This window comes from Curtobacterium sp. ME-Dv--P-122a, assembly GCF_030209645.1.
In the GTDB taxonomy this organism is placed as follows: Bacteria; Actinomycetota; Actinomycetes; order Actinomycetales; family Microbacteriaceae; genus Curtobacterium; species Curtobacterium flaccumfaciens.
Genome location: NZ_JARVRO010000006.1, coordinates 455,195 through 479,837, shown reverse-complemented (window position 1 = coordinate 479,837; position 24,643 = coordinate 455,195). Strand labels below are relative to the sequence as shown.

Sequence of the window (24,643 nt, the reverse complement as noted above, 5' to 3'; positions counted from 1 at the left end):
ATCAGTTGGCGCAGCACGAGCTGCTGTCAGTGGTTGTGGTGGGCTCGGGGGCTGCGCAGCACGACGCCACTTCCGGAGCTGTCACGTCCATACTCGGGGCAGCGGTGGTGAGGTTCCCTGCGCTGCTCGGGGTGGTGCAGCAGGAGGATCCGCCGAGGTCGGTGGAGCAGACCCCTGTCTCGGGGAGGACGAGTTCGACCAGGCGCGCGGCGGTGTGGTCGCCGGCGAGCTCGGCGGCGATGGAGCGGACCTGCTCGTACCCGGTGAGGAGCAGGAAGGTGGGTGCGCGGCCGTAGGACTTCATGCCGGCGATGAAGAAGTTCGGCTCCGGGTGCTCCAGCTCGGCGACGCCGTGCGGGGGAACGGAGCCGCAGGAGTGAAGGTTCGGGTCGATGAGCGGTGCGAGGGCTCGGGGTGCTTCGACGATGTCGTCGAGGCCGAGGCGGATCTCGCGGAGCATGTCGAGGTCGGGCCGGAACCCGGTCGCGTTCACGATCACGTCGACCGTCACCGTGAACGGTGCTCCGGCGCGGCGGCCGGTGACGGTGACCTGGTCGCCGTCGGGGCGGACGTCGTCGATCTCGAGCGACGCGATCTGCTGCACCTGACCGGACTCGACGAGCCCGTGGACGGTGGAGCCGAGTTGCCCGCGGGCAGCGAGGCCGTCGGCGGCGTCGGCGCCGAGCCGGGCGGTGCCGGCGTTTCGGACAGCCCACAGCACGTCGGTACCCGGGGCCGTCTTGGCGAGGCTGGCGAGCTTGATCAGGGTGTTCGCGGCGGAGTGGCCGGCACCGACGACGAGGACCCGCTTCCCCGCGAACTTGGCACGGTCGGCGCCGAGGACGTCAGGGAGTGCGTGGACGACCCGCTCGCCGAGGTCCGCGGCGGGTGCGAGCCCAGCGGCAGTGAGCGGGTTCGGTGACGTGTAGGTGCCCGAGGTGTCGACGACCGCACGCGCCGTGACGTCGTGCGTCCCGTCGGCGGTGTGGAGGCGGAGCAGGAACGGGGTGTCGGCGCGGCCGGTGGAGCGGGTGCGGTCCATGCCCTGCCGTGACACCGCCTCCACGCGAGTGCCGTACTGGATCACCGATGCGAGCTGCGGAGTCGCTGCCAGGGGTGCCAGGTACGTGTCGACGAGGTCCTGGCCGGTGGGCAGCGATGACGCCCGGGGTGCTTCCCAGCCGGTGGCTTCCAGGAGGCGCTGTGCGGCGGGGTCGATGACGTACTGCCATGGGGAGAACAGGCGGGTGTGTCCCCAGGCGCGGACGCTGGTCCCAACCGCCGGTCCCGCTTCGTAGACCACGACGGGGAGGCCGCGCTCGAGGAGGTGCGCGGCGGCGGCGAGGCCGACGGGGCCGGCACCGATGATCGCGACGGGGAGTCCGGTGAGGCGGTCCGCGTCGGTGCGGGGTGGGACGGTGAGGGTGAGCGTCATGGTCTGCGGCTTCCTGGTCGTTACGCGGTTGCTTCGGTGGGCAGCAGCTCGGCGAGGAGCGTCTGGACGCGGTACTTGATGTCGTCGCGGATGGGGCGGACGTCCTCGATGCCGCGGCCGGCGGGGTCGGTGAGTTCCCAGTCCTCGTAGCGCTTGCCGGGGAAGATCGGGCAGGCGTCGCCGCAGCCCATGGTGATGACGGCGTCGGAGTCGCGAACGGCGTCGGTGGTGAGGATCTTCGGCTGGTTGTCGGCGATGTCGATGCCGTCTTCGGCCATCGCTTGGATCGCGATCGGGTTGATCTGGTCCTTCGGCTCGCTGCCGGCGGAGCGGACCTCGACGCGGTCGCCGCCGAGTGCCTGGGCGTAGCCGGCGGCCATCTGGGAGCGTCCGGCGTTGTGGACGCAGACGAACAGGATCGTGGGCTTGTCGCTCATGGGTGTGTGTCTTTTCGGGTTCAGTGGATGAGGGTGAGCCAGCCGGCGAGGGCGGCGAGGGTGACGGCGAGGACGGGGATGGTGAGGACGATGCCGGTGCGGAAGTACTGCCCCCAGCCGATGTGGATGCCCTTCTTCTCCAGCACGTGCAACCACAGCAGCGTCGCGAGGGAGCCGATGGGGGTGATCTTCGGGCCGAGGTCGGAGCCGATGACGTTGGCGTAGACCATCACCTCGTGGGTGAGCCCGGTCGCGCCGGCACCGCCGATGGCGAGGGCGGCGATGAGGACGGTAGGCATGTTGTTCATCAGGGACGCGAGGATCGCGATGGTGAACCCGACGCCGAGCGCCGTGACGAGGACCCCGTGGTCGCCGAACACGTCAAACAGCGTCGCGAGGTGGTCAGTGAGGCCCTGGTTCTGCAGGCCGTAGACGACGAGGTACATGCCGATGGAGAACAGCACGATCTGCCACGGCGCCTCCCGGATCGTCTTCCACACCGGAATCACCCGCCCCGACGGCGCGCTCGGTCCAGCACCGCTACCACCGGTGCTGACGGTGGCAGTACCGCCGGTGGTGACGAGGACCGGCGCAGCCGCAGTGCGGGCGAAGAGGAACGCGGGCTGCCGGGCGGCGACGAGGACGATGATGACGGCTCCGACGCCGGCGACGGCCGCGAGTGAGACGCCGAGTGGGTCGGCGGCGAAGTAGCCGACCAGCAGCAGCGCCAGGACAACCCAGCCAGCGCGGAACGTCGCACGGTCCGTGATCGCGGCGGCGGGGCTGGTGAGGGCGAGGACGTCGTACCGCTTCGGGATGCTCCTGCCGAAGTAGAGCAGCAGCATGCCGAGGGAGGCCAGGACGGAGACGATGCCGACGGGGATCATGACGGCGGCGTACTCGGCGAAGCCGAGGTGGAAGTAGTCGGCGGAGACGATGTTGACCAGGTTCGACACCACCAGCGGCAAGCTGCCGGTGTCGGCGATGAACCCCGTGGCGAGGATGAACCCCAGCGCCGCCTTCTGCGGCATGTTCAACGCGCGGAGCATGCCGACGACGATCGGGGTGAGGATCAGCGCGGCCCCGTCGTTGGCGAACACCGCTGCGATGACCGCGCCGAGGCCGACGATGAGGACGAACAGCAGCCGTCCGTTGCCGCGGCCCCAGCGGGCGACGTGCAGGGCCGCCCACTCGAAGAACCCGGCCTCGTCGAGGATCAACGAGATCAGCACCACCGCGACGAACGTCAGCGTCGCGTTCCACACGATCCCGACAACGGTCGGGACGTCGGAGAGGCCGACGACGGTGGTGGCGAGGGCGATGACGGCGCCGATGAGCGCGGTGTAGCCGATCGGGAAGCCCTTGGGTTGCCAGATCACCACCACAAGCGTCGCGACGAAGATCGCCGCAGCGACCACAGCCATCACCATCAGTCGGTCGCCCCGGCCTGGTTCGCTGTGGCCTGGTTCGCGGCGGCGGTGCGTTCCCAGCCCTGCGCGGCGACCTGCACGGCGTCCCACGGGGACCCGAGCGGGGGCGTGTAGCTGAGGTCGAGGTCGATGACGTCGTCCACGGTGAGTTCCGCGTGCAGAGCGGTGGCGAACGTGTCTATGCGCTTGCTGATCTCCGCGGTGCGCTGCCCGACGATCTGCGCACCGAGGAGCCGACCGGTGGCCTGGTCGCCGGTGACGCTGATCGTCAGCGGGACGGCGCCCGGGTAGTAACGCTTGTGGTCATCCGCGACCGTCACCCGCGTCAGCGGAGACACCTCCAGAGGGCCGGTCTCGTGCTGGCGGAGGCCGGTGCGGGCGGCGACGAGGTCGAACACCTTCACCACCTGCGTGCCCACCGAGCCAGCGAAGACCTTGCTACCACCGAGCATGTTCTCCCCAGCGACCCGGCCCTGCTTGTGCGCTGTCGTCCCGAGCGGCAACCACGTCGTGCCGAGGAGGCGGTGGTGCGTCACGACGCAGTCCCCGGCCGCCCACACATGCGGCACACCGGTCCGCATGGACGCGTCGACGACGATCGCACCGGCCTGGCCCAGCTGCACGCCGGCAGCGACGGCAAGGCCCGTGACCGGGCGGACACCGACACAGACCACGACGAGCGCGAACGTGCCCTCCGCGTCACCGGACGTGGAGCTGGTGGCGACGCGCCACTGCCCACCGCCTGCCGGGGTGATCCCGGTGAGGGTGGAACCGGTCAGGACGGTGGCGCCGTGTCGGCGGACCTCGGCGGTCACGAGGGACCCGAGTTCCGAGTCGAGTGTGGAGAGCACTTCCGGTCCGCGCTGGATCAGCGTCGTGTCGAACCCGCGGGCGACGAGCCCTTCGGTCATCTCCAGGCCGATGTAGCCGGCACCGACGACCGCGACCCGGCTCCCCGCCGGCAGCAGCTCGAGCGCGTCGACGACCTGCTCGGCGTCAGTCATGGAGTGCAGCAGGTGGATGCCCGGCTCACCGAACGGCACCCCGGCCGGGCGAACCGGCTCGGCGCCAGTGCCGATCAGCAGCTCGTCGTACGCGATCTCCTCGACGCCGGCAGGGCCCGTGACAGTGAGCCGGCGGCGGTCGACGTCGACGGCGGATGCCCAGGTGGAGGAGCGGACAGTCATGCCGGCGGCCTCGAGGTCGGCGCGGGTGCGGTGCGCGAGAGACGCTTCCGTGGCGACGTCGCCGGACACCCAGTACGGGATGCCGCAGATGGAGAAGTTCGGGAACTCGTCCCCGAGCACCACCGTCACATCGGTGCTCGGGTCGAGTTCACGGGCGCGGAGCGCTGCGGCAATGCCGGCGTCGCTGCCACCGACGGCGAGGAGGTGAGTCATCAAGCTGGTCCTTCACGGATCGAGCGGGAGCCGAAAGCCGGCGCATACATCGAAGCACGTCGATATCGACGAACGCAAATATAGACGCGTGTCGAAGTCCGTGGGAGAATGAGCCCATGACGATCGAGCTGCTTCCCATCCAGGACGTCACCGCGTGCCGCTCGCCCGTCACGACGGAGGCGATGGATCAGGCGTCCGCGGAGGTCCTCGCGAAGTCGCTCAAGGCGATCGCGGACCCGGCACGGCTCCGGCTGATCTCGATGGTCGCCGCGCACGACGGCGCCGAGGCGTGCGTGTGCGACCTGCAGCAACCGCTCGGGCTGTCGCAGCCCACCGTGTCGCACCACCTCAAGGTCCTCGTCGACGCCGGGATCCTGCACCGTGAGAAGCGCGGCACGTGGGCGTACTTCTCCCTCGTCCCAGGTGCCCTCGACGCCCTCGCGGGCCTCATCACCGCACCCACGAAGTAGGCAGCGAAGGCGTTCCGGTCGATCATCGGACGGGACGTCACGCGTCGTGGCCACGTCGAGCCACTGCGCAGGACGGGATGTCGTCAGGCCATACCAATGCGTCACCGACGGCTGTATAGTCACCGCATGCTGACCATTGCGCCCCGGCTCGACGTCATGAACCGGCTCGGCCGAGCCCTTGCCGATCCGACCCGGTCGCGCATCCTGCTCCGCTTGCTCGATGGGCCGGCCTACCCGGCTCGCCTTGCGGAGGAGCTCGAGCTGACCCGGACGAACGTGTCGAACCATCTCGCGTGCCTGCGAGGCTGCGGCATCGTCGTCGCGACGCGCGAGGGCCGCAGCACCCGGTACGAGATCGCGGATCCGCACCTCGCGCGTGCGCTCGAAGCGCTTGTCGACGTCGTCCTCGCGGTCGACGACGGCGCTGTGTGCACCGATGCCGATTGTGACATCCCCCTCTGCTGCGGAGCCGTCGCATGAGCACGACCGTTCAGCTGGGAACGCCCACGACTGGTGCGAGGCGTCTACTGCTGCAGCGCCGCGTTCGTTGGATCGTCGCCGCGACCATCACCTACAACGTCATCGAGGCCATCGTCGCGATAGCCGCCGGCACCGTGGCTTCTTCGACCGCGCTCGTCGGGTTCGGGCTGGACTCGATCGTGGAGGTCCTCTCCGCCGCTGCCGTCGCGTGGCAGTTCGCCGGCCGGGACCCGGAGGCGCGAGAGCGCACCGCGCTGAAGGTCATCGCGGTCTCGTTCTTCGCCCTTGCGCTCTACGTCACCGTCGACGCCGTCCTCACGCTGACCGGGATCCGTGAGCCCGAGCACAGCGCTGTTGGAATCGTTCTCACGGCCGTCAGCCTGGCGATCATGCCGTTCCTCAGCCTGCTGGAACGGCGCGCCGGCAAGGAACTCGGTTCCGCATCCGCGATCGCCGACTCCAAGCAGACCCTGATCTGCAGCTACCTCTCCGCAGCGGTCCTCATCGGCCTCCTGCTGAACACCCTCTTCGGCTGGACCTGGGCCGACCCCGTCGCCGGCCTCGTGGTCGTCGTCTTCGCCGTCCGAGAAGGACTTGAAGCGTGGCGAGGCGACGCCTGCAAGCAACCGGTGTCCGCGCTCACGGGTGAGCGCCAGATCGACGCCTGCGACTGCTGCTGAGGTAGCGCTACGGGCAATCTTGCTTGGCGTCGTCGTTCGCCACGGTCTCCACCCTGCGACGGCGGTACTGCCGACGCCGCACGGATTGGCTGGCAGCGCGGTTACAAGGTGCGTCCGGCGTTTGCGGTGAGCCAAGCGATGGGGTCGATCGGGGTGGTGCCGCCGAGCATTACCTGCAGGTGCAGGTGCGCGCCGGTGCTGGCGCCGGTGTTGCCGACGAGGCCGACGAGCTGCCCGACGGCGACGCTCTGCCCGGCGCGCAGCGGTGAGGAGCCGAAGATCATGTGCGCGTAGAGGGTGGAGATGGTTTGCCCGTCGATCTGGTGGTCGATGATGACGTACTGGCCGTACTCCGGGTGGGTGCCCGAGATCCGGACGGTGCCGGCGGCGACGGCGCCGATGGGGGTGCCAGCGCCGGGGGTGATGTCGGCGCCCTGGTGGATCGACGAGCACGCGCCGCACGGGGCGAGGCGGGGGCCGAATGGGGAGCTGACTCGGATGCTGCCGGCGATGGGCCAGCGGATATCGCCGGCGCCGGTGTTCACGATCGTCCCTGTCGGCGCGATCGCAGCCGTGCTGCCCGCCGCTGCCGTGGCGATGTTCGTGGTGGTCTTGGTGATCACCGGCTTCACGGCGGGCTTGGTGACGGTGTAGCCGTCCCGGTTGACGGTCACGGTCAGCCCGGTCGCGGTGAAGCTCTGCCCGGTCGCGGCGGGGGCGCCGCCGGGCACGGTGACGGCGGGGCCGGTGGATGCTTGTGCGGGAAGCGCTGCGGCGGTGAACAGCGCCATCGCTGCCGCAGCTCCGGTTAGGGGGATTGCCGCCAGCGCCCGGGAACGGAGCGTCAGCGTCGGTGCCGGCGCGGTCACCGTCACGGCGGGCAGTGGCGGCCGACTCATGCCAGTGGGGGTGCGGTGGGTGCGGGGTGGCCGCGGGCCGGGAGGTGTGGCGCGTTCGGCTGAGAGGGCTTCGCGGCGCGTCAGCGGCGTTGCGGTGGGGGTGTGGGGGTGCTGCTGGGGCACAGGCAGGCTCCAAGAAAGACGGCGGACGGGGATGACCCGTGAGAAGAAACAGGGCCGCTCGGCGGGGTGCTCGAGCGGGGAAAGGCCGGTCGCGGGCCGCGGCAGGGAGGGGGACACCGCCGCGACCCGCGGCCGGGGTCACATCGACGCGAGCATGTCCTTCATCTGGTTGATCTGCTCGGTCTGACTCGACACGATCGACTTCGCCATCGCGACCGCGTCGGTGTTCTTGCCCTTGTCGACTTCGGTCCCCGCCATGTCGACGGCGCTGGTGTGGTGTTCGACCATCTGCTGCAGGAACAGCTTCCCGGCGTCCGCCGGGGAGGCGCTGTCGAGGGCGTCCATGTCGGAGTCGGACATCATTCCCGACATCGAGGAGTGGTCCATCCCGGACATGCTGGAGGCTTCGGTGGGCTCACCCCACTGCTTCAGCCAGCTGGTCAAGGACGTGATCTCCGGCCCCTGCTCCGCCTTGATCTGCTTGGCGAGGGTGACGACGTCAGCGTCCACGTCGGAGCCCTTGGCCAGGAGCATGTCGCTCATCTCAACGGCTTGCTTGTGGTGCGGCAGCATCTGCTGCGCGAACATGACGTCCTGGTCGTTGTGCGCCGACGCCGACGCCGCCGACGAAGACGAGGAGGAGCTGTCCGAGGAGCCGGCGTCGTTGGTGGAGCAGCCGGCAAGGGTGAGGCCGATGGTGAGGGCGGCGGCGGCCGCGAGGGTGCGCGTGATGGTGGTGTTCATGGATCCGTTCCCGTGAATGCGTCAGGTGTTCCGAGCAGGCGAATACCTGCCCGTGTTCTGGGCATGCGGGAGCTTCCGAAGGGAGCGCTCCCGCCGGGGATGGATCAGATACGGATGATCTGCAGCGCCGTCAGTGATGGCGGCTTGGGTGCCGCGACGCGGCGTGCAACACGGTCCCCGAGGGCGAGGAAGCGTGCGAGGACGTAGAGGACCCCACCGTTCCGAGCGCGCAGCAGCGCCCACGCGAACAGGGCGATCGTCAGCGCGCACGCCATCCCCATCAAGGAGCACATCAGCGCGCACAGGCCGCCATCGCAGCCAGCATCACTGAGCACGCTCATCACCGCGCCAGCCGGCGCGGCCGCGTGGGCACCGTGCCCGGCTGCGTCGCTGTGGGTGTGTTCGGCCGTCATGGCCGACGTGGCGGTCATGGCGTGCTCGCCGGTGGTCGCGTGGCCGAGCATGCTGTGCATCAGGACCGTGAACCCGACCAGCAGCAGCAACGCCAGCACCGCCGTGGCCTGCAGCAGCAGGCGGCGGCGCGTGGTGTTCGCGGTGGTGAGCATGCGGATCCGTACTGATGGCTGGTCGGGGTGCGGGTTCTATGGTGCAGGACGAGCGCTGAGAGGACAACCGCCCCGCCTGGTGGGCGGGGAGCTGGTTAGGCGCGCACGAGGCGGGCGATCGCGTCGGAGGCTTCCTTGAGCTTCACCGCGGCCGCGTCGCCACCTTCGGCGACGGCGTCGGTGACGCAGTGCGCGAGGTGGTCATCCAGCAGGCCGAGCGCGACGGACTGCAGCGCCTTCGTCATCGCGGACACCTGGGTGAGGATGTCGATGCAGTACTGCTCCTCATCGACCATCCGCTGCAGGCCGCGGGCTTGCCCCTCGATGCGGCGCAACCGTTTGAGGTAGTCGTCCTTCACGGTGATGTACCCGTGGTGGTGCTCTGCAGCAGGTGCGGTGGTGTCGGTCATGGACGCTCCTCGGGGTTCACCGTTTACGGTAGCGGCGCTCATGCCGCCGTCGACCAATCGAACGGGGTCGGCGCGATCGGGGTGCCGACGCCGCGGGTGATGACAATGGCGATGTCCTGCTGGTCCTGCAGTTCCAGATCCGGCAGTGGCGTGGTGGTGCGGGTGCCGTTGACGAACACGGCGACGTGCCGGTCGTTCCGCCCGTCGACGTACCCGCCGACCTGCCCGTCGCGCAAGGTCACGTTCCACTCGGTGAAGAGCTGTCCGAGGGTGAACGGCTGCACCTTCGCGGATTCGACATGCACGATGCCGGAGGTGTCGTGGGTGTGCAGTGCGGACATGCCGCCCCGCTGCACGTCGACGCCGATGTTCGCCGGCACCGCCACCGGCTCCCCGTCCACCGATACGGACAGATGCTGATGGGTGTGCAGCGCCGCACCTTCCATCCCCGCCACCTCGAGCCCGGCGGCCTTCGCCCGCGCCGGCGCATCCGCGGGGGCCGGCCACGGCGGGGCCGCCGCCACCCCAGACGCTGTCGGCGCCGTGTCGTCGCCACGGGTCAGGACGGTGACCGTGATCGTGGTGACCGCGGCGAGGACGACGACCACGGCGGCGCCCAGCAGCCACCACCGGCGGGTACGGCTGCGCTGCTGTTCCGCTCTGCGGTCAGCGGCTTTCCGCCGCGCATCTTCGCGCCGATCAGTTCTGCTCGCCATCACGTCCTCTTTCCGGGTGCCGGTTTGGCGGATTAGGAACACATCCACCCGACCGGCGTTACACTCACTACGGTACCCCCCCAGGGTATCTGATGAACGTGAACGACGAAGGGATCACCACGATGAGCGAGCAGCTGACGAACACGTACGGCATCACGGGCATGACGTGCGGGCACTGCGTAATGAGTGTCAACGAGGAACTCGTCGCCGTGCCGGGCGTCACGGACGTGACGATCGACCTCAACGTTGGCGGTGTCTCCACCGCTCGGGTGACCAGCACCCGCGACCTGCCGCAGGAGGAAGTCTCCGCCGCTGTGGAGGAGGCCGGCTACACGTTGGTCGCATCATGACCACGACCAGCACCCCGCCGGTTGAGCTGACGATCGAGGGGATGACCTGCGCGTCGTGCGCGAACCGGATCGAGCGGAAGCTGAACAAGCTGCCCGGCGTGACCGCGAGCGTGAACTACGCCACCGAAAGCGCCTCCGTGACGCTCCCCGCGGACCTCGCCGTCGACGACGCGATCCGCGCCGTTGAAGCGGCCGGCTACGGCGCACACCTGCCCGAACCGGCTGGTGCGGACACCGACGAGCTCGCGCCGCTCCGGCGACGCCTGATCGTGTCCACGGTGCTCGCCGTCCCGGTGGCGGCGCTGTCGATGATCCCGGTCCTGCAGTTCCCGGGATGGCAGTGGGCCGTCCTGGTGCTGGCACTACCGGTCGCCGTGTGGGGTGCGTGGCCGTTCCACCGTGCCGCCGCGATCAACGCCCGGCACGGGGCCGCGACGATGGACACCCTCGTCAGCGTCGGCGTCGCCGCCGCGACCGTGTGGTCCGTCTGGGCGCTGGCGTTCGGCGGCGCCGGGCACATCGGGATGCGGATGGCGTTCTCCTGGTTCCCGCACCCCGGCGCGGCTCCGGAACCGTACTTCGAAGTCGCCGCCGCGGTGACGGTGTTCCTCCTCGCCGGCCGGTACTTCGAGGCCCGCGCGAAGGACCGCTCCGGCGCCGCCCTGCAGGCGCTCCTCGCCTTGGGTGCACCGACTGCCCGGGTGCTCCGAGACGGTGCCGAAACCGAGGTGCCGACCGCAGCACTGCAAGTCGGGGACCGGTTCGTGGTCCGTCCCGGTGAACGCATCGCCACCGACGGAACCATCACCGATGGCACGAGCGCAATCGACACCAGCGTGATGACCGGCGAAGCGGTCCCCGTCGGGGTCGGCCCCGGCGACACCGTCACCGGTGCGACCGTGAACGTCGGCGGCCGACTCATCGTCGAAGCCACCCGCGTCGGTCACGACACGGAGCTTGCCCGCATCGGCCGGCTTGTCGTGTCCGCGCAGACCGGCAAGGCCGAGGTGCAGCGCCTCGCCGACCGGGTCTCCGCCGTGTTCGTTCCAATCGTCATGGGTCTGGCGGTGCTGACCCTCATCGGGTGGCTGCTGCTCACCGGCGACGTGCAAGCCGCGTTCACCGCCGCCGTTGCGACCCTGGTGATCGCCTGCCCGTGCGCCCTGGGGCTGGCAACTCCGACCGCGCTGCTCGTCGGCACCGGACGTGGCTCCCAGCTCGGGATCCTCATCCGCGGACCCCAGGTCCTCGAGGCCACCCGCCGGATCGACACCGTCGTGCTCGACAAGACCGGCACCGTCACCACCGGCAAGATGAGCGTCCACCAGGTGACCGCCGTCGGCGGGGAAACCGACACCCGGGTGCTCGCCCTCGCCGCCGCCGCGGAAGCAGGATCCGAACACCCGATCGCCCGCGCCATCACCGCAGCCGGCACCGACCACCCCACCGCGGAATCGTTCCAGTCCACCGCCGGGCTCGGCGTCCAGGCCGTCGTCGACGGCGCCCTCGTGCTCGTCGGCCGACCCGCGTGGTTGACCGACCAGTGGGCCATCACCATCCCCGAAGCGGTCACGGACGCGGTCCGGACCGCGGAACAGGGCGGCGCGACCGCGGTCGTTGTCGCATGGGACGGCGCAGCCCGCGGCGTCATCAGCGTTGCGGACACCGTCGCGCCGACCAGCCCGGACGCGATCCGTCGCCTGCACGACATGGGGCTGCGCACGATCATGCTCACCGGTGACGCTGAAGGCGTCGCCCGGACGGTCGCCGCCGAGGTCGGCATCGACGACGTCGAAGCCGAGGTGCGCCCCGAAGACAAGTACCGGACCGTCACCCGGCTGCAGCAGCAGGGCCGGTCCGTGGCGATGATCGGCGACGGCGTCAACGACGCCGCCGCTCTCGCCGCCGCGGATCTCGGGATCGCGATGGGTAGCGGCACCGACGCGGCCATGGAAGCCGCCGACATCACTCTCATCCGAGCGGACCTGAGCGCCGCCGCGGACGCGATCGCGCTCGCCCGCCGCACCCTCGGCACGATCAAGGTGAACCTGTTCTGGGCCTTCGCCTACAACGTCGCCGCGATCCCGCTCGCGATGGCCGGCCTGCTGAACCCGATGATCGCCGGCGCCGCGATGGCCCTGTCTTCGGTCTTCGTCGTCAGCAACAGCCTCCGCCTCCGCACCTTCCACACCCGATAGGAGCGACATGGACACCCATGAACACCACAGCATGACCGACCACGACAACCACCAGAACCATGGCGGCGGTCACGCGACGACGACGTGGACGATGGCCGCGCAAGCGACCCTGCACTGCCTCACCGGCTGCGCGATCGGTGAAGTCCTTGGCATGGTCATCGGCACCGCGACCGGCCTGCACAACACCGGCACGATCATCCTGTCGATCGTGCTGGCGTTCATCTTCGGCTACGCCCTCACCATGCGCGGCGTCGTCCGGTCCGGGCTGAGCTTCTCCGCCGCGTTCAAGGTCGCCCTTGCCGCAGACACGGTGTCGATCGCCGTGATGGAGATCATCGACAACACCGTCATCGTCGCGGTTCCCGGCGCCATGGACGCGCAGCTGAACGACTGGCTGTTCTGGGGCTCCCTCGCGTTCTCCCTGGTGATCGCGTTCATCGTGACCACCCCGGTGAACCGGTGGATGATCAGCCGCGGTCTCGGCCACGCCGTCGTCCACGGTCACCACTGACCAGGCCCCTTCTCCAGGGGTTCGGATCGCGCCGCAAACCAGATGCATGTTCACTCCGAACTACCCGGGAAGCACGCGCCATCACGGCACCGGTCGGAGGAGACCCCACCATGACCAGCACCGCAGTAACTGCCCGCACCGGGTACGGCCGCACCCTGACGCAGAAGGGCGCTCTCGTCTTCGGAGTCGTGTTCCTCATCGTCGGCCTCGCCGGCTTCATCCCCGGACTCACGATGGACATGGGCTCGATGTCCGTCGCCGGCCACGGCTCGATGGCGATGCTCCTCGGCCTGTTCCAGGTGTCCGTCCTGCACAACATCGTGCACCTGCTCTTCGGCATCGTCGGCCTGATCGCCGCCCGCACCGCCGTCGCAGCTCGGCTGTACCTCCTGGTCGGCGGCATCGTCTACGCCGTCCTGTTCATCTACGGCCTGTTCACCGCCGGCATGATGGGCGGCGCGAACTTCGTCCCCCTCAACAGCGCTGACAACTGGCTGCACCTGATCCTCGCCGTCGCGATGATCGTCCTTGGCATCGTGCTGCCTCGAGCCGGTGCCACCCGACGCGCCTGATCGATGCATCAGCCGGTGATGGCCGCGTCCCCGCACTGGGGACGCGGCCATTGCCCGTTCCGGAGCCGGAGCCGGAGCCTGCACAGTCCTCGGCCTGTGAGCCCGACGGGCACGACGCTCGTCGGCTCTCCAGCGCATCCGGTGGTGCGCAGCCCGCTCCTTCGCTTACTATCTTCGTGTGCACGTAGATAAGCAGCCCTGCGGGCTTGGCCCGGAGTCGGAGTACGTCGAGCTGGCGGTCGAGGTGTTCGCGATGCTCGCGGACGCGACGAGGGTGAAGATCGTCCTCGCGCTTCGCAGCGCGGAGGAGATGTCCGTGAACCACCTCGCGGACGTCGTGGACAAGAGCCCGGCCGGGGTGTCGCAGCACCTGGCGAAGCTCCGCTTGGCGCGCATGGTGTCGACCCGTCGTGAGGGCACGACGGTGTTCTACCGACTGACCGATGAGCACGCGTCGGAGCTCGTCATCGACGCCGTGAAGCAAGCCGAGCACGCGATCGGTGCGGCCCCGCACCACCGTGTTGAGGCGGCAAGCGCGTGAGCAACCACACCCATCAGCACCATAGCCACGAGCACGAGCACGAGCACGAGCACGACCACGGGCACGACCACGGGCATAGTCATCCTCATGGTGGTGTGAAGGGGTTCCTCTACGACCTGTTCGTGCCGCACACACACGACGCTGCGGACTCGATCGATGACGCGATGGAGGCCAGTACCGCTGGTGTCCGCGCGCTGAAGATCAGTCTGTTCATCCTGCTCGGCACGACCGTGCTGCAGGCCGTGATCGTCGCGTTCACGGGATCGATCGCGTTGCTGGCCGACACGATCCATAACTTCGCGGACGCGCTGACCGCGGTGCCGCTGTGGATCGCGTTCGTCCTCGGGCGCCGCGTCGCCAACAAGCGCTACGCCTACGGGTACGGGCGGGCGGAAGACCTGGCGGGCATGTTCATCGTGTTCGTCGTCGCGCTCTCCGCCGTCGTCGCAGGCTGGCAGGCCGTCGACCGGTTCATCAACCCACGCCCAGTCGAGAACCCATGGCTGCTTGTCGCCGCGGGGGTGATCGGGTTCGCCGGCAACGAGATCGTCGCGATCTACCGCATCCGCGTTGGGCAGAAGATCGGTTCCGCCGCGCTGGTCGCCGACGGTGTCCACGCCCGTCTCGACGGCTTCACCTCGCTTTCCGTCGTCCTCGGCGCGGTCGGTGTCCTTCTCGGTTTCCCGCTGGCGGATCCCATCATCGGCCTGCTGATCGCGGTCTCGATCCTGATGCTGCTCTGGGGCACAGTGAAGTCCATCGGCGCTCGACTCATGGACGCCATCGACCCGGACCTCTACTCCCGCGCCCAGCACGCACTCGAGCACGCCGACGGGGTGCAGGCGGTGCGGGACCTCCGACTCCGCTGGATCGGACACCGCCTGACCGGCTCCGCGACCATCGAGGTCGACACCACCGACCTCAACGCGGCGTCGCACGTCGCGGAGCATGCGTCCGAGCACCTGCACGAAGCGATCGGGAACGTCGACGCGTTCACGATCACTCCGACGAGCCATCACCACTGAGCATCACGAAAGGAAGCAGCATGTCCGTCGTCAAGATCAACGCGATCACCGTCCCCGAGGGCAAGGCGGCGGACCTCGAAGCCCGCTTCGTCGGTCGGAACCACGACGTGGAACAGCAGCCCGGGTTCGAGAGTTTCCAGCTGCTCCGCCCCGTGCACGGCGAGAGCCGCTACTTCGTTGTCTCTACCTGGGCAGACGAGGACGCCTACCAGGCGTGGCGGGCCGGGCAGGCCGGCGCGCACCACGGCGGCAGTAACCCGGTCGCCACCGGTGCCGAGCTGCTTGAGTTCGAGACCGTCGTCCTCTGACACGAGGTGCGCTCGGAGCACCCGGGAGAAGCGCGGCACTTTGCCTACTTCTCCCGGGGCCCGGCCGCCATCGACGCGAGCACGAGCTCCGGCGAAGTAGTACATCGGCACTCGCCAGTGCAAAGGGCTAGCCGAATGTCCGCTGGTCGTGCCAAGATGGTCCTGCGTTCATAGTGCGCGCCCACAGCCGGTCCTCTGGATCGGCTTTTTTCATGCCCGGCCGCTCCGCTATTGTGAGACCGCTCGGCACGCGTCTGCCCGGACTCGCCCGGGTGTCGCATCCGCTCTGTACGCTGACACTCAAGGCAGCACGACGCTGTCTCCGGCCGGCCCTCTCAGGACCGGCCTTTTTCATGCCCTGATCTGACTCGGGCATCCGCAGAGAGCTCTCGACGCTCCTGCCATCCGCCGCCACGCCTCGTTGCGCGCCGGCGGTCCTCATGCCCCCACTCGAGGACGGGTGGGTTCTGGCCGCACCTGGCCAACCCCGAAGGAGGCATCATGCCCATCACCGACACGGTGGACATGCTGACGGCCTCCGGTGGTACTGCTGCCCTGACTGGCGTCATCGCCTTCGTCGGCGGCGTGCTCAGTGTCGTCCTGTCTAAGCAGGTCGTCGCACTGATCCAGCACGTCATCGATGTCATCGACGACCGCACGCTGGCCAGGGATCCCGAGCGCGCTCGCATCGTCGCAGAACTGCGTCGAGCACGCCGCGGACAGAAGTAACCGCCGGTTCAAAAAGCCGTCCCTCATTCGGTGAGGAGAACTCTGTCTTCTGCACGTATCAAAAACCTTCGTATTTGTTACGTCTGTTGCGCTCGCGCGGCGAGCCGGAGTGCTTGCACGGAACGGAGGTGTTGTTCCGAGCGGTGGCGGCCGTTAGCGGGAGAGGGGTGCGGTGCTGCGATGACCGGGATGAGTCGGGGGCGCTCGTCCAGGGTGAGGTGTCGCATGACGCCGTCGAGGGCGACGGCCCCGTACGTGACGATCGCAGTGAGAGCGGGGAGGGCCGCGAGCAGTGTGGCAAGGGCATGCCGCCCCTCGTCGATGTCTGCGAGTCGCACGCGGTCGGGCAGCTCCCATGGGATGAGGTTCCAGCGGACGTACTCGCCGCGTGCGAGTCCGGACTCGATACGGGCTGCTCGGAACGCGGCCGCGGTCGGGCCCGGGTTGTCCTCGCTGCAGATCGCTGCGTGCGCTGCGGCGATGGTCTGGGGGCCGGGCGACTGCATCAGGACCAGGACGCGGCTGGATCTGCCGCCGGATCGTGGGTCGAAGCTCGGGACGAACCGTCGGCTGCCGTTGGCCGCGGTCCGCCACGTCTCCGCGAGACCGTTCAGCGATCGAACGTCAGCGAGTTCCTCGGGGGTGCTCATGCCGGCTGTGGCGGTGCCAAGAGGGTGCCACGGATGACGGAGCCGTGGAAGGTGCGGATCGCGACGATGATCCATGCTGCGACGAGGCCGGCGTAGTAGATGACGGCGAGGACGGCGACGACGGTGAGGCCTGAGTGCAGGGCGAGCCCGTTGAGTCCGGTGACGCAGGTGCCGACGGGGAACGTGAACGACCACCAGGTCAGGCTGAACGGCAGGTGTTCGCGGGCGGTCCGGACGGTGACGGCGAGGGCGATGACGGTCCACAGCAGCGCGAAGCCGAGCATCGCGAACCCGTACACCAGCGCCACGACGAGGAGCGCGTGGGCGGTGGATGTGTCGACGACGGTGGGTGCGTTCGATGCGAGGAGGTTCACCGCCGTGATGGATTGTCCGACGGGTCCGAGGACGATCCACAGGGTCGGCACCATGCCGGCGGCCCCGACCTTGTGCTGCGCGAGCCGGTTCCAGATCAGCGTGATCACGACCAGCGACGTCACGAGACTGAGCCCGAAAAAGCCGTAGCAGGACCACAGCAGCGTCTCCCGCGCCTGTCCGGCGGGAGCGTACGGCAGCAGCAGGGCGCCGGTGGAGGCGGACACCATCGGCGGGACGATCGGCATCAACCAACCGCCGAACGCGGAGTCGGGCTTGTTCTCGTGGCGGGTGAACGCCAGGTACGGCACCAGGACTGCCGTGAGCAGTCCTCCGATGGTGCCGATGGTCCACAGGACCCAGTCGATGGTCACGGCGGCGGGCAGGCCGACCCAGTCCTTGCCGAGCAGGAGTGTCCCGGCGCCGACGGTGAGGAACGCCATCGGTGGTGCGCCGTAGAAGTGCGAGATCACCGGGTTGAGGTGGTGCCCGGCTGCAGTGCTCCGGTAGCGGATCCAGTGCAGCACCGTCGCGGTCGTGAGGGCGACGAGGAGCACCGCGGCGATCGCCCACACGACCGTCGCCGCGAGGCGCAGCCCGGGGAACTGCAGCGGCAGTGACGCAGCTGCGACAGCGACGATCCCCGTGCCCATGATCGACGCGAACCAGTTCGGTGTGAGATTCGACACGATCAGGCCTGGCCGCTCCAGGTCACGGAACAACGCCGTCTGCGGCCGTTGGGGCAGCTGGTTGCCGTTCGCGGGTGCAGGGTCGGTGCGGAGCGTTGTCATGGGCCAAGCCTGCGCGAATCCTGCCTCTGGCGGTACCGGGAACCTCTTGGCGGGGCACAATCAATGATTGTGGCACTACGGCGACTCATGGACCGAACGCTCGACCTCGACACACTCGACGTGCTCGCACGCGTCGCTGAGACCGGCTCCCTCTCCGCTGCCGCTGGAGCGCTCGGCGTCACGCAACAGGCAGTGTCTGCTCGGATCCGGGTCGCCGAGCGCATGGTCGGTCACTTGTTGGTGCACCGCTCGACCACGGGGTCGGTGCTGACCGAGACCGGCCGGCTCGTCGTCGGGCTGGCCGGACCGGTCCTCGACGCGTCTCGCCACCTCGAGGCAGGAGTGGCTGCGCTGCGGGCTCCCACGGGTTCGCTCGTCGTCGCAGCGTCACAGACGATCGCGGAGCTGCTGCTGCCGGGCTGGCTGCTCGAATTTCGCCGCCGCGAACCCGACGTGCGGGTGCGTCTGATCGCGGGCAACTCCGCCGCGGTGACGGACCTCGTGCAGTCGGGTGGCGCGAACCTCGGGTTCACGGAGACCCCGGTGACGGCGGCAGGTGTGTCCGCGCAGGTGATCGCGGACGATGAGCTCGCGGTCGTCGTTGCGCCGGGCCATCCCTGGGCTCGGTCGACCGGGATCACTGCGGAGGTCCTGGCGGCGACGGCTCTGCTCCTGCGGGAAGAGGGTTCCGGGACTCGCGCGACCCTCGCCGCATGGCTCAGGGAGGCCGGTTTGAGCATGTCGGTTCCGGCCGCGGTGCTGGAGACCACGAGCATCATCCGGGCGAACGCGCAGGCTGGAATTGCACCGGCGGTGATGAGCCTTCGCACGGTCGCCGCCGACATCAACGACGGGTCGCTGGTGCGGGTCCCGCTCGCTGGGCCGCCACTTGCCCGGCCGTTGCGGGCGATCTGGTCGGGAGAGCCCCAGCCAGCTGGTTCTGCTTTCCTGCGCGTCGCCCACGAGGTGGCCGGTCGGGGTCAGCGCAGCCCGTAGGGCAGCTCCGGATTGTTCTCCGCGATCTCGGTGAGCCGGTTGTACTTGGCGACGCGTTCTCCGCGGGCGGGTGCGCCGGACTTGATCTGTCCGGTTCCGGTGCCGACGACGAGGTCCGCGATGAACGTGTCGGTGGTCTCGCCGGACCGGTGCGACACCATGCTCCGCATCCCGAGCGAGCGTGCGACGCCGATCGCGTCGAGGGTCTGGGAAACGGTGCCGATCTGGTTCGGCTTGATGAGCGCCGCGTTCGAGAGCCCGTCCTTCCCGCCATCGCGGATGCGCTGCGGATCGGTGACGTAGAGATCATCGCCGACGATCTGGAGCATGTCGCCGAGCGCGAACGACATCGCCTTCCAGCCGCCGTGGTCATCTTCGGAGAAGCCGTCTTCGATGCTCCGGATCGGATACCGGCTGATGAGGTCGCGGTAGTAGTCGACCATGCCTGCTCGGTCGAGCCGGCGGTCCACGACCCGGTAGCTACCGTCACCGAGCGCGAACTCGTTCGCCGCCGGGTCGAGTGCGATCGCGACGGTGGCCACGTCGGGCTCGTAGCCAGCGGCACTGATAGCGGCGACGAGGAGGTCGAGGGCCTCCTCGGGCGCGGCGATCGATGGGGCGAAGCCGCCTTCGTCCCCGAGACCGAGACTGCCGAACCGTTCCCGGACCAGTGCCGCCAGTGCGTGGTAGACGTCCGACCCGATCCGAACCGCGTCGGTCATGGTCTCGGCGTTCACCGGGGCGATCATGAACTCCTGGAAGTCGAGCGCGTTCGCTGCGTGCGCTCCGCCGTTGAGCACGTTGAAGTGCGGGACGGGCAGGCGGGGCGTGCTGCCGGTGACGTCTGCGATCCAACGCCAGAGCGGCAGCTCCGCTGCGGCGGCGAGAGCGCGTGCCATCGCGATCGAGGTCGCGACGACACTGTTTGCGCCGAGCCGGCGGTAGTTCGGGGTGCCGTCGAGGGCAGCGAGGGCAGCGTCGGCCTGCCCGATCGAGGTCCACGACTGGCCGGTGATCATCGGTGCGACGTCCGTCGTGATGAGGTGCAGTGCCTGGCTCACGTCGCGGCCGCCGTAGCTGCTGCCGCCGTCGCGAAGCTCGACAGCCTCATGCGCGCCAGTGGATGCGCCTGCGGGGGCGTCACCGGTGACGACGGTGCCGTCCTCGAGCTCGAGACGCACCTGGATCGTCGGGTAGCCGCGGGAGTCGAGGATCCGGGAGCCGTGCAGGCTGCTGATGGTGACGGGGCGGCTGGCGTGGGTCACGTACTCGCCCTGATGGTGGGTGGTGTGGTGGACGTTGCTGATGTAGTCGTTCATGGCGGTTGTCGCCTTTCGGGTTGGTCGTGCGGGTGTGGGCCGCGGGGAGGCGGAGGGACGACCTCCTGGCGATCACTGGGCGCCAGTTGCCTCCCCACGGCGGTTCAGGGCGCGCACTGGATGGTGTCGGGTGCGCGGGTGCGCGGGTGCGCGGGTACCGGTCAGGGGTGCGGGGTGAACCGTTCCTGTGCGGCGCGGATGATGGCTTCGGCGTCGACACGGTTCGCCCACCCGTTGGTGGTGACGTGCTTGCCGTGCTCGATCTCCTTGTAGTGGGCGAAGAAGTGCTCGATCTCCGCCAGGACCGGCTCGGCGACGTCGGAGATGTCCTGGACGTGGTCGGAGCGGACGTCTCCGGCGGGGACGGTGAGGATCTTGTCATCGCCGCCGTTCTCGTCGACCATGCGGAGCATCCCGACCGGGCGGACGTCGATGACGACGCCGGGGAACGTGGGCCGGGGCAGCAGCACGAGCGCGTCGAGGGGGTCGCCGTCATCGCCGAGAGTGTCGTCGATCGAGCCGTAGTCCTGCGGGAACACCATGCTGGTGAACACCGCCCGGTCCAGGCGGATACGTCCGGTGGCGTGGTCGACCTCGTACTTGTTGCCGCTGCCGCGGGGGATCTCGATCGTGATGTCGAAGTGCATGAGCTGTTCTTCTCCCAGTCGGATGGTCAAGTGAGGGTGCCGAGGGTGACGCCCCCGGCGGCTGCGGCGACGGAGACGACGAGCATCCCGAGCCCGTTCACGGCAGCCGCGGTGGTGCGCCCGGTGCGTGCGAGGCGGACGGTCTCGAAGCTGGCGGTGCTGAACGTGGTGTAGCCACCCATGAGCCCTGTTCCGAGCACCGCGACGGGGGTAGCGCCGAGGTGACCGGCGGCGCCGGTGATCAAGCCCAGCAGGAACGAGCCGGTGATGTTGATCGTCAGCGTCCCGACCGGGAGCCGGAACTGCCGACCCCGGTTGATCGCACCATCCACGAAGAACCGTGCGGCCGCGCCGACACCGCCAGCGACAGCGACGCTGAGGAAGGCCAGGGCGCTCATGAGGTGGCTCCGTTCGGTCGGACCAAGCCCGCGATCGCGAGGCCGCTACCGGTGGCGATCGCGCCGGCGAGGACCGTCAGGAGCCCGTACCCGGTGCCGGACAACCCGCGGCCGGCGAGGAACAACACCGCGGTGCTGGTCGCGAGGGTGCTGTAGGTGGTGAACCCGCCGAGGACACCGGTTCCCAGAAGCAGGCGCAGTGTCCGGCGGCGACCCTCGTCAGGTCCGCGATGCGCGAGGTGTTCCAGCAGCACACCGAGGAGGAGCGCGCCGGCGGTGTTGATCCAGAAGATGGCCCAGGACACTCCGTGCTGAGCGGGGAACGCGGTGCTGAGTCCGTCGCGTGCGGCGGTACCGATGGCGCCGCCGAGTGCGACGACACCGAGGTACCGCCACCGCAGATGCACTGGCCGGGCGATACGTTCCGGGTCGTTGGCGTCGATGTCCGGGTCGGGCGGGAGCTGCCCATCGGGCAGGTCCGTGTCCGTTCGGGAGGTCATGTTCCACCTTCCGCAGCGACCGCTGCCGCTGCTGCTCGTGCTGCCGGATGCAGGTACTCCCCACCCCGCGGACAGAACCCTCCGTCGCCGTCGAACCGGTAGATCAGGGGTTCGCCGGTGGGGAGGTTCAGGTCCGCGAGCTCACGGTCGGTCAGGCCGTCCATGCAGGCACACAGTGCCCGCAGTGAGTTGCCGTGTGCGACGACGAGCACTGTCTGCCCGTCGCGGAGTGCCGGGGTGATGCGGTCCGACAGGACGGGTTGGACCCGGCGGATGACGTCGGAGAGTGTTTCGGTTCGACGAACTGCCGCCCACGGCAGCCCACGAAGCGCCGGCGTCCGCCGGAGCGCCAGCCACGCGCGGATCGACATCCGTGGCGGCCGACCCGTGCGGGTCCGGCGAACAGCGAAGAACTGCTCCGCCCCCAACGCCGTTTGCGCATTCTGCTTGGACATGCCGGTGAGGGCGCCGTAGTTCCGCTCGTTCAACCGCCACGTCGACTCGATCGGCGCATCACGTCCGAGGGCGTCGGTGACGAGCTCCGCCGTGTGGAGCGCCCGCTCGAGCGTCGACGTGAGCACGAGGTCCGTTCGGATGCCGGCATGCAGAAGTAGCAACCCAGCCCGATTCGCTTCGGCGCTGCCCTGTTTGGTCAGCGCGACGTCTCGCAAGCCGGTGAAGGTGCCGGCAGCGTTCGCGGTGCTCTGTCCGTGGCGGAGCAGAACAAGCTGGCCGGTCACGGGGTGTCCCAGGGCAGTGGGGCATCGAACCCGACCGGATCAACGGGCACTACGAGCACTGAACGGTGCTGTCGATGGGTCAGCCGTGCCGCGACCGACCCCGTGAAGAACTCCGCGATTCGACCCGCTCCCGTCCTGGCCCCGACGACCAGCATCGCCGCGTCGCGGTCTTCGGCCACCTGCGACAGTGCCCGGCTCGGATCCCCGACACCCGGGACGAACGTGACGTCGACGCCGTAGGTCGTTGCGGCAGCACGTACTGCCGCCTCGTCACTGTCCGACAAGCCCTGCGGTGTCGTGTCAGCGGTATCAGGGTCGATTGGTTCCACCATCACCGACCCGTCCGAGCGCGTACCGGCATCGATGAGCGATGCATCCACGCTGACGCACACCAGCGTCGTACCGAAGCGGCGCGCGATGGACGACGCAACCTCGATGACCCCCGGCGCGAGGCCGGGTGGGACGCCGACGACGACCGGTCCGGTACCGATTGGTGCTGTCATGACACTCCCTACCTCAGGCGCGCCGAAACGCGACCAGCTGAGATAGGGACTGTTGTCGACAACTGTCGAGGTTGGGTCCGGCAAGCCCCACTACCGGGTCCGAAGACATCACCAGTATGCACCCGAACCCCCAAGTCACGCGAGCCGTCTCGCGCATCCGTGATGTCCCGACACCGAAGGAAGTGATTCCGACGACACGGAGCGAAGCTGCCCACATCTTGTTGCGAAACTCAGTCCCAGAATCTACGTCCCGTTACTGTGCCTGCCGGTCGAGTTTTGCTACGTTCTCCTCATGGGTCACCTCCTCGGGTACGCACGCGTGTCCACAACCGACCAGGACGCGTCGCTGCAGATCGACGCGCTCAACGCCGCCGGCTGTTACCGCGTGTTCGTCGACACCATGTCCGGGTCGCTTCAACTCCGGCCCGAGCTCGACAAGCTCCTCGATCAGCTCCGCCCCGGCGACACTCTCGTCATCTGGCGACTCGACCGGCTCGGCCGGTCCATCCGGCACCTCATCGATCAGCTGCACGCTCTCGCCGAGCGCGGGATCGGGTTCCGGTCGCTGCAGGAGACCATCGACACCACCTCACCCGGTGGCCGCCTCGTGTTCCACGTTTTCGCTGCGCTGGCAGAGTTCGAGCGGGACATCATCAAGGAACGCACCAATGCCGGTCTCGCCGCCGCCCGCGCCCGCGGCCGGAGCGGCGGTCGGCCGACACGGCTCTCCGCAGACCAGGTGCGCACCGCGCGCCGGCTGTATGAGCAGCGGGACATGACCGTCGCGCAGATTGGCGACGTCCTCGGCGTCAGTCGCACCACTATCTACCGGACTCTCGCCCGCCACACTGAACCAGTCGCCGCGAGGCGGTCGAAGCACTCACCGAGCTTGTAGTCAGCGCTGGAGAGAAGCGATGGCATCGACACTCGTCACGGCGATAAGGACGACACAAAGCCAAGCTGCTCACACGGAACAGGCCGTACGGCTCGCCCGTTCCTAAGCCCCCGATCGCCCATCGGACGGTGGGAGCACCAGCACGCACTGCCTCAGACATGGGCGAAGGGGACCTTTCGATATCCCAGACGGTCGCGAAGAACATCAACCAGACGTCTGTGACAGCGGGCTCCGGGACGGGACCTTGGCCAAGAAGGTCTACTCAGCGTCAGCCTCGGCTTCAACGATCAGCTTCTTCAGTACCTCGCGAGCCTCGGCGAGCCGATCGATATGCACTTCTGTTGTCGTTCGTCGGCTGAGAAACTCAGCGATTGAAGCGGAGACGGTGCCGACGAGGTGGCCGACGGGCGCGGGCGCTCGGGACCTCCCGAGCTCCGTCACGAGCCTGATCAGCGCCCGCGCGAAGCGACTGTCGTCGTTATCCATCACTCCGCTGAGAAGATGCAATTCGGCCGTTAGGGCGAGACGGGCCCGCACTGAGTCGGATCCGTCGCGAGCCTCCATTAGTCGAAGGGTCGCTTCGACGCAGCGCACTGACGCTGCACGAATGGTCTGCTCATACTCGTCGCGACGCTGCTTCCGGAGTACCCAGATGGTCACCGCCCCCGCGGCGGCAGCACCTACGAGGGTCGCAATCAGAGTGCTAACGAAACTGTTCCAGTCCCAGCCAGGCGAGTGGTTCAACGCTTCGACTGCCTCGCGAAGCTTCTCAAGTTCGGTCACGCCCCGAACGGTACCGTCCCCTTCG

Annotated in this window: 31 protein-coding genes and 1 pseudogene; 14 read left to right on the top strand and 18 right to left on the bottom strand. The window is 68.8% G+C overall.

Annotation, left to right across the window (positions count from 1 at the left end; genetic code table 11):
* Position 1: 1 nt before the first annotated feature.
* Genes QRN49_RS07180 through QRN49_RS07165 form a run of 4 tightly spaced genes read right to left on the bottom strand, consistent with a single transcriptional unit; the run spans position 2 to position 4,702 of the window.
* A complete protein-coding gene (locus QRN49_RS07180; protein WP_284754854.1) occupies positions 2 to 1,435 on the bottom strand; it encodes an FAD-dependent oxidoreductase in 1,434 nt (477 codons plus the stop codon).
* 20 nt (positions 1,436 to 1,455) lie between these two features.
* Entirely contained in the window at positions 1,456 to 1,872 is a 417-nt protein-coding gene (locus tag QRN49_RS07175) for an arsenate reductase ArsC (protein ID WP_284754852.1), read from the bottom strand.
* Positions 1,873 to 1,892: 20 nt separating this feature from the next.
* A complete protein-coding gene (locus QRN49_RS07170) occupies positions 1,893 to 3,296 on the bottom strand; it encodes an arsenic transporter (protein ID WP_284754850.1) in 1,404 nt (467 codons plus the stop codon).
* Positions 3,297 to 3,301: 5 nt separating this feature from the next.
* Complete coding sequence (locus tag QRN49_RS07165) at positions 3,302 to 4,702, bottom strand: FAD-dependent oxidoreductase (RefSeq protein WP_284754849.1); 1,401 nt, start codon at positions 4,700 to 4,702, stop codon at positions 3,302 to 3,304.
* 116 nt (positions 4,703 to 4,818) lie between these two features.
* On the opposite strand from QRN49_RS07165, the gene QRN49_RS07160 reads away from it, so the two are divergent.
* From QRN49_RS07160 to QRN49_RS07150, 3 genes are all read left to right on the top strand, one after another.
* Complete coding sequence (locus QRN49_RS07160) at positions 4,819 to 5,172, top strand: ArsR/SmtB family transcription factor (RefSeq protein WP_284754848.1); 354 nt, start codon at positions 4,819 to 4,821, stop codon at positions 5,170 to 5,172.
* A 126-nt stretch (positions 5,173 to 5,298) separates the two neighbouring features.
* Positions 5,299 to 5,652 (top strand): Cd(II)/Pb(II)-sensing metalloregulatory transcriptional regulator CmtR, encoded by a 354-nt coding sequence (gene cmtR / locus QRN49_RS07155; protein ID WP_284754847.1) that lies wholly within the window; start codon positions 5,299 to 5,301, stop codon positions 5,650 to 5,652.
* Positions 5,649 to 6,332 carry a cation diffusion facilitator family transporter gene (locus QRN49_RS07150; protein ID WP_284754846.1) on the top strand — a complete coding sequence of 228 codons (684 nt, stop codon included), beginning with the start codon at positions 5,649 to 5,651 and terminating at the stop codon, positions 6,330 to 6,332. Before cmtR ends, QRN49_RS07150 begins: the two co-directional genes overlap by 4 nt.
* A gap of 101 nt (positions 6,333 to 6,433) precedes the next feature.
* Here the strand turns inward: QRN49_RS07150 and QRN49_RS07145 are convergent, their stop codons facing one another.
* From QRN49_RS07145 to QRN49_RS07125, 5 genes are all read right to left on the bottom strand, one after another.
* Positions 6,434 to 7,123 carry a M23 family metallopeptidase gene (locus QRN49_RS07145; protein ID WP_284754845.1) on the bottom strand — a complete coding sequence of 230 codons (690 nt, stop codon included), beginning with the start codon at positions 7,121 to 7,123 and terminating at the stop codon, positions 6,434 to 6,436.
* A 369-nt stretch (positions 7,124 to 7,492) separates the two neighbouring features.
* Entirely contained in the window at positions 7,493 to 8,098 is a 606-nt protein-coding gene (locus tag QRN49_RS07140; RefSeq protein WP_284754843.1) for a DUF305 domain-containing protein, read from the bottom strand.
* Between the two features lie 104 nt (positions 8,099 to 8,202).
* Positions 8,203 to 8,664 carry a hypothetical protein gene (locus QRN49_RS07135; protein WP_284754841.1) on the bottom strand — a complete coding sequence of 154 codons (462 nt, stop codon included), beginning with the start codon at positions 8,662 to 8,664 and terminating at the stop codon, positions 8,203 to 8,205.
* Between the two features lie 95 nt (positions 8,665 to 8,759).
* Positions 8,760 to 9,074 (bottom strand): metal-sensitive transcriptional regulator, encoded by a 315-nt coding sequence (locus tag QRN49_RS07130; protein WP_284754839.1) that lies wholly within the window; start codon positions 9,072 to 9,074, stop codon positions 8,760 to 8,762.
* A gap of 38 nt (positions 9,075 to 9,112) precedes the next feature.
* Positions 9,113 to 9,790: a hypothetical protein gene (locus tag QRN49_RS07125; protein ID WP_284754838.1), complete on the bottom strand. Its 678-nt coding sequence runs from the start codon at positions 9,788 to 9,790 to the stop codon at positions 9,113 to 9,115.
* 92 nt (positions 9,791 to 9,882) lie between these two features.
* Here QRN49_RS07125 and QRN49_RS07120 point away from each other — a divergent pair, with 92 nt between their 5' ends.
* The 8 genes from QRN49_RS07120 to QRN49_RS07085 all read left to right on the top strand — a co-directional run bounded on the left by QRN49_RS07120 (position 9,883) and on the right by QRN49_RS07085 (position 16,024).
* The gene (locus tag QRN49_RS07120; protein WP_284754837.1) at positions 9,883 to 10,140 is read left to right on the top strand and encodes a heavy-metal-associated domain-containing protein; all 258 of its coding nucleotides are present in this window, start codon (positions 9,883 to 9,885) and stop codon (positions 10,138 to 10,140) included.
* Positions 10,137 to 12,338, top strand: a complete 2,202-nt coding sequence (locus QRN49_RS07115) for a heavy metal translocating P-type ATPase (RefSeq protein WP_284754835.1) — start codon at positions 10,137 to 10,139, stop codon at positions 12,336 to 12,338. The genes QRN49_RS07120 and QRN49_RS07115 overlap by 4 nt, the downstream gene beginning before the upstream one ends.
* Positions 12,339 to 12,345: 7 nt before the next feature.
* Complete coding sequence (locus tag QRN49_RS07110) at positions 12,346 to 12,849, top strand: DUF4396 domain-containing protein (RefSeq protein ID WP_185094187.1); 504 nt, start codon at positions 12,346 to 12,348, stop codon at positions 12,847 to 12,849.
* Positions 12,850 to 12,959: 110 nt separating this feature from the next.
* Entirely contained in the window at positions 12,960 to 13,421 is a 462-nt protein-coding gene (locus QRN49_RS07105; RefSeq protein ID WP_284754831.1) for a DUF4383 domain-containing protein, read from the top strand.
* 178 nt (positions 13,422 to 13,599) lie between these two features.
* Entirely contained in the window at positions 13,600 to 13,962 is a 363-nt protein-coding gene (locus QRN49_RS07100; protein ID WP_284754829.1) for an ArsR/SmtB family transcription factor, read from the top strand.
* Positions 13,963 to 14,126: 164 nt separating this feature from the next.
* Positions 14,127 to 14,987, top strand: coding sequence for a cation diffusion facilitator family transporter (locus QRN49_RS07095; RefSeq protein WP_502868995.1), 861 nt, complete (start codon positions 14,127 to 14,129; stop codon positions 14,985 to 14,987).
* A 20-nt stretch (positions 14,988 to 15,007) separates the two neighbouring features.
* On the top strand, positions 15,008 to 15,295 hold the full coding sequence (locus QRN49_RS07090; protein WP_284754825.1) for an antibiotic biosynthesis monooxygenase family protein: 288 nt from the start codon (positions 15,008 to 15,010) through the stop codon (positions 15,293 to 15,295).
* A gap of 501 nt (positions 15,296 to 15,796) precedes the next feature.
* Positions 15,797 to 16,024, top strand: a complete 228-nt coding sequence (locus QRN49_RS07085; protein ID WP_284754823.1) for a hypothetical protein — start codon at positions 15,797 to 15,799, stop codon at positions 16,022 to 16,024.
* Positions 16,025 to 16,101: 77 nt separating this feature from the next.
* Here QRN49_RS07085 and QRN49_RS07080 read toward each other — a convergent pair whose 3' ends face one another.
* Entirely contained in the window at positions 16,102 to 16,674 is a 573-nt protein-coding gene (locus tag QRN49_RS07080) for a uracil-DNA glycosylase family protein (RefSeq protein ID WP_284754821.1), read from the bottom strand.
* The gene (locus QRN49_RS07075) at positions 16,671 to 17,837 is read right to left on the bottom strand and encodes a TDT family transporter (protein ID WP_284754820.1); all 1,167 of its coding nucleotides are present in this window, start codon (positions 17,835 to 17,837) and stop codon (positions 16,671 to 16,673) included. Before QRN49_RS07075 ends, QRN49_RS07080 begins: the two co-directional genes overlap by 4 nt.
* 63 nt (positions 17,838 to 17,900) lie before the next feature.
* Between QRN49_RS07075 and QRN49_RS07070 the strand changes: the two are divergent.
* Both QRN49_RS07070 and QRN49_RS07065 read left to right on the top strand, forming a co-directional pair.
* Positions 17,901 to 18,110: pseudogene (locus QRN49_RS07070) on the top strand (helix-turn-helix domain-containing protein); the annotation flags it as partial.
* 69 nt (positions 18,111 to 18,179) lie between these two features.
* Entirely contained in the window at positions 18,180 to 18,833 is a 654-nt protein-coding gene (locus QRN49_RS07065) for a LysR substrate-binding domain-containing protein (RefSeq protein ID WP_284755156.1), read from the top strand.
* Here the strand turns inward: QRN49_RS07065 and eno are convergent.
* The 6 genes from eno to QRN49_RS07035 all read right to left on the bottom strand — a co-directional run bounded on the left by eno (position 18,818) and on the right by QRN49_RS07035 (position 23,024).
* Positions 18,818 to 20,152, bottom strand: a complete 1,335-nt coding sequence (gene eno, locus QRN49_RS07060; protein ID WP_284754819.1) for a phosphopyruvate hydratase — start codon at positions 20,150 to 20,152, stop codon at positions 18,818 to 18,820. The two genes, QRN49_RS07065 and eno, sit on opposite strands and share 16 nt — an antisense overlap.
* Before the next feature lie 161 nt (positions 20,153 to 20,313).
* Positions 20,314 to 20,829: an inorganic diphosphatase gene (locus QRN49_RS07055; RefSeq protein ID WP_502868985.1), complete on the bottom strand. Its 516-nt coding sequence runs from the start codon at positions 20,827 to 20,829 to the stop codon at positions 20,314 to 20,316.
* The gene (locus QRN49_RS07050; RefSeq protein WP_055960823.1) at positions 20,826 to 21,197 is read right to left on the bottom strand and encodes a fluoride efflux transporter FluC; all 372 of its coding nucleotides are present in this window, start codon (positions 21,195 to 21,197) and stop codon (positions 20,826 to 20,828) included. The genes QRN49_RS07055 and QRN49_RS07050 overlap by 4 nt, the downstream gene beginning before the upstream one ends.
* Positions 21,194 to 21,604 carry a CrcB family protein gene (locus QRN49_RS07045; protein ID WP_284755151.1) on the bottom strand — a complete coding sequence of 137 codons (411 nt, stop codon included), beginning with the start codon at positions 21,602 to 21,604 and terminating at the stop codon, positions 21,194 to 21,196. The genes QRN49_RS07050 and QRN49_RS07045 overlap by 4 nt, the downstream gene beginning before the upstream one ends.
* Before the next feature lie 89 nt (positions 21,605 to 21,693).
* Complete coding sequence (locus QRN49_RS07040; RefSeq protein ID WP_284754810.1) at positions 21,694 to 22,437, bottom strand: 2,3-bisphosphoglycerate-dependent phosphoglycerate mutase; 744 nt, start codon at positions 22,435 to 22,437, stop codon at positions 21,694 to 21,696.
* On the bottom strand, positions 22,434 to 23,024 hold the full coding sequence (locus QRN49_RS07035) for a universal stress protein (protein ID WP_284754808.1): 591 nt from the start codon (positions 23,022 to 23,024) through the stop codon (positions 22,434 to 22,436). Before QRN49_RS07035 ends, QRN49_RS07040 begins: the two co-directional genes overlap by 4 nt.
* Before the next feature lie 208 nt (positions 23,025 to 23,232).
* On the opposite strand from QRN49_RS07035, the gene QRN49_RS07030 reads away from it, so the two are divergent.
* A complete protein-coding gene (locus tag QRN49_RS07030) occupies positions 23,233 to 23,835 on the top strand; it encodes a recombinase family protein (protein WP_284754806.1) in 603 nt (200 codons plus the stop codon).
* A 258-nt stretch (positions 23,836 to 24,093) separates the two neighbouring features.
* Here QRN49_RS07030 and QRN49_RS07025 read toward each other — a convergent pair whose 3' ends face one another.
* The gene (locus QRN49_RS07025; protein WP_284754804.1) at positions 24,094 to 24,618 is read right to left on the bottom strand and encodes a hypothetical protein; all 525 of its coding nucleotides are present in this window, start codon (positions 24,616 to 24,618) and stop codon (positions 24,094 to 24,096) included.
* Positions 24,619 to 24,643: the final 25 nt, after the last annotated feature.

What these genes read in the sequence shown, in the direction of transcription:
- QRN49_RS07180 (WP_284754854.1), bottom strand. Translation starts at nt 1,435, where the DNA reads ATGACGCTCACCCTCACCGTCCCACCCCGCACCGACGCGGACCGCCTC.
- QRN49_RS07175 (WP_284754852.1), bottom strand. Translation starts at nt 1,872, where the DNA reads ATGAGCGACAAGCCCACGATCCTGTTCGTCTGCGTCCACAACGCCGGA.
- QRN49_RS07170 (WP_284754850.1), bottom strand. Translation starts at nt 3,296, where the DNA reads ATGGCTGTGGTCGCTGCGGCGATCTTCGTCGCGACGCTTGTGGTGGTG.
- QRN49_RS07165 (WP_284754849.1), bottom strand. Translation starts at nt 4,702, where the DNA reads ATGACTCACCTCCTCGCCGTCGGTGGCAGCGACGCCGGCATTGCCGCA.
- QRN49_RS07160 (WP_284754848.1), top strand. Translation starts at nt 4,819, where the DNA reads ATGACGATCGAGCTGCTTCCCATCCAGGACGTCACCGCGTGCCGCTCG.
- cmtR (WP_284754847.1), top strand. Translation starts at nt 5,299, where the DNA reads ATGCTGACCATTGCGCCCCGGCTCGACGTCATGAACCGGCTCGGCCGA.
- QRN49_RS07150 (WP_284754846.1), top strand. Translation starts at nt 5,649, where the DNA reads ATGAGCACGACCGTTCAGCTGGGAACGCCCACGACTGGTGCGAGGCGT.
- QRN49_RS07145 (WP_284754845.1), bottom strand. Translation starts at nt 7,123, where the DNA reads ATGGCGCTGTTCACCGCCGCAGCGCTTCCCGCACAAGCATCCACCGGC.
- QRN49_RS07140 (WP_284754843.1), bottom strand. Translation starts at nt 8,098, where the DNA reads ATGAACACCACCATCACGCGCACCCTCGCGGCCGCCGCCGCCCTCACC.
- QRN49_RS07135 (WP_284754841.1), bottom strand. Translation starts at nt 8,664, where the DNA reads ATGCTCACCACCGCGAACACCACGCGCCGCCGCCTGCTGCTGCAGGCC.
- QRN49_RS07130 (WP_284754839.1), bottom strand. Translation starts at nt 9,074, where the DNA reads ATGACCGACACCACCGCACCTGCTGCAGAGCACCACCACGGGTACATC.
- QRN49_RS07125 (WP_284754838.1), bottom strand. Translation starts at nt 9,790, where the DNA reads ATGGCGAGCAGAACTGATCGGCGCGAAGATGCGCGGCGGAAAGCCGCT.
- QRN49_RS07120 (WP_284754837.1), top strand. Translation starts at nt 9,883, where the DNA reads ATGAACGTGAACGACGAAGGGATCACCACGATGAGCGAGCAGCTGACG.
- QRN49_RS07115 (WP_284754835.1), top strand. Translation starts at nt 10,137, where the DNA reads ATGACCACGACCAGCACCCCGCCGGTTGAGCTGACGATCGAGGGGATG.
- QRN49_RS07110 (WP_185094187.1), top strand. Translation starts at nt 12,346, where the DNA reads ATGGACACCCATGAACACCACAGCATGACCGACCACGACAACCACCAG.
- QRN49_RS07105 (WP_284754831.1), top strand. Translation starts at nt 12,960, where the DNA reads ATGACCAGCACCGCAGTAACTGCCCGCACCGGGTACGGCCGCACCCTG.
- QRN49_RS07095 (WP_502868995.1), top strand. Translation starts at nt 14,127, where the DNA reads ATGGAGGCCAGTACCGCTGGTGTCCGCGCGCTGAAGATCAGTCTGTTC.
- QRN49_RS07090 (WP_284754825.1), top strand. Translation starts at nt 15,008, where the DNA reads ATGTCCGTCGTCAAGATCAACGCGATCACCGTCCCCGAGGGCAAGGCG.
- QRN49_RS07085 (WP_284754823.1), top strand. Translation starts at nt 15,797, where the DNA reads ATGCCCATCACCGACACGGTGGACATGCTGACGGCCTCCGGTGGTACT.
- QRN49_RS07080 (WP_284754821.1), bottom strand. Translation starts at nt 16,674, where the DNA reads ATGAGCACCCCCGAGGAACTCGCTGACGTTCGATCGCTGAACGGTCTC.
- QRN49_RS07075 (WP_284754820.1), bottom strand. Translation starts at nt 17,837, where the DNA reads ATGACAACGCTCCGCACCGACCCTGCACCCGCGAACGGCAACCAGCTG.
- eno (WP_284754819.1), bottom strand. Translation starts at nt 20,152, where the DNA reads ATGAACGACTACATCAGCAACGTCCACCACACCACCCACCATCAGGGC.
- QRN49_RS07050 (WP_055960823.1), bottom strand. Translation starts at nt 21,197, where the DNA reads ATGAGCGCCCTGGCCTTCCTCAGCGTCGCTGTCGCTGGCGGTGTCGGC.
- QRN49_RS07030 (WP_284754806.1), top strand. Translation starts at nt 23,233, where the DNA reads ATGGGTCACCTCCTCGGGTACGCACGCGTGTCCACAACCGACCAGGAC.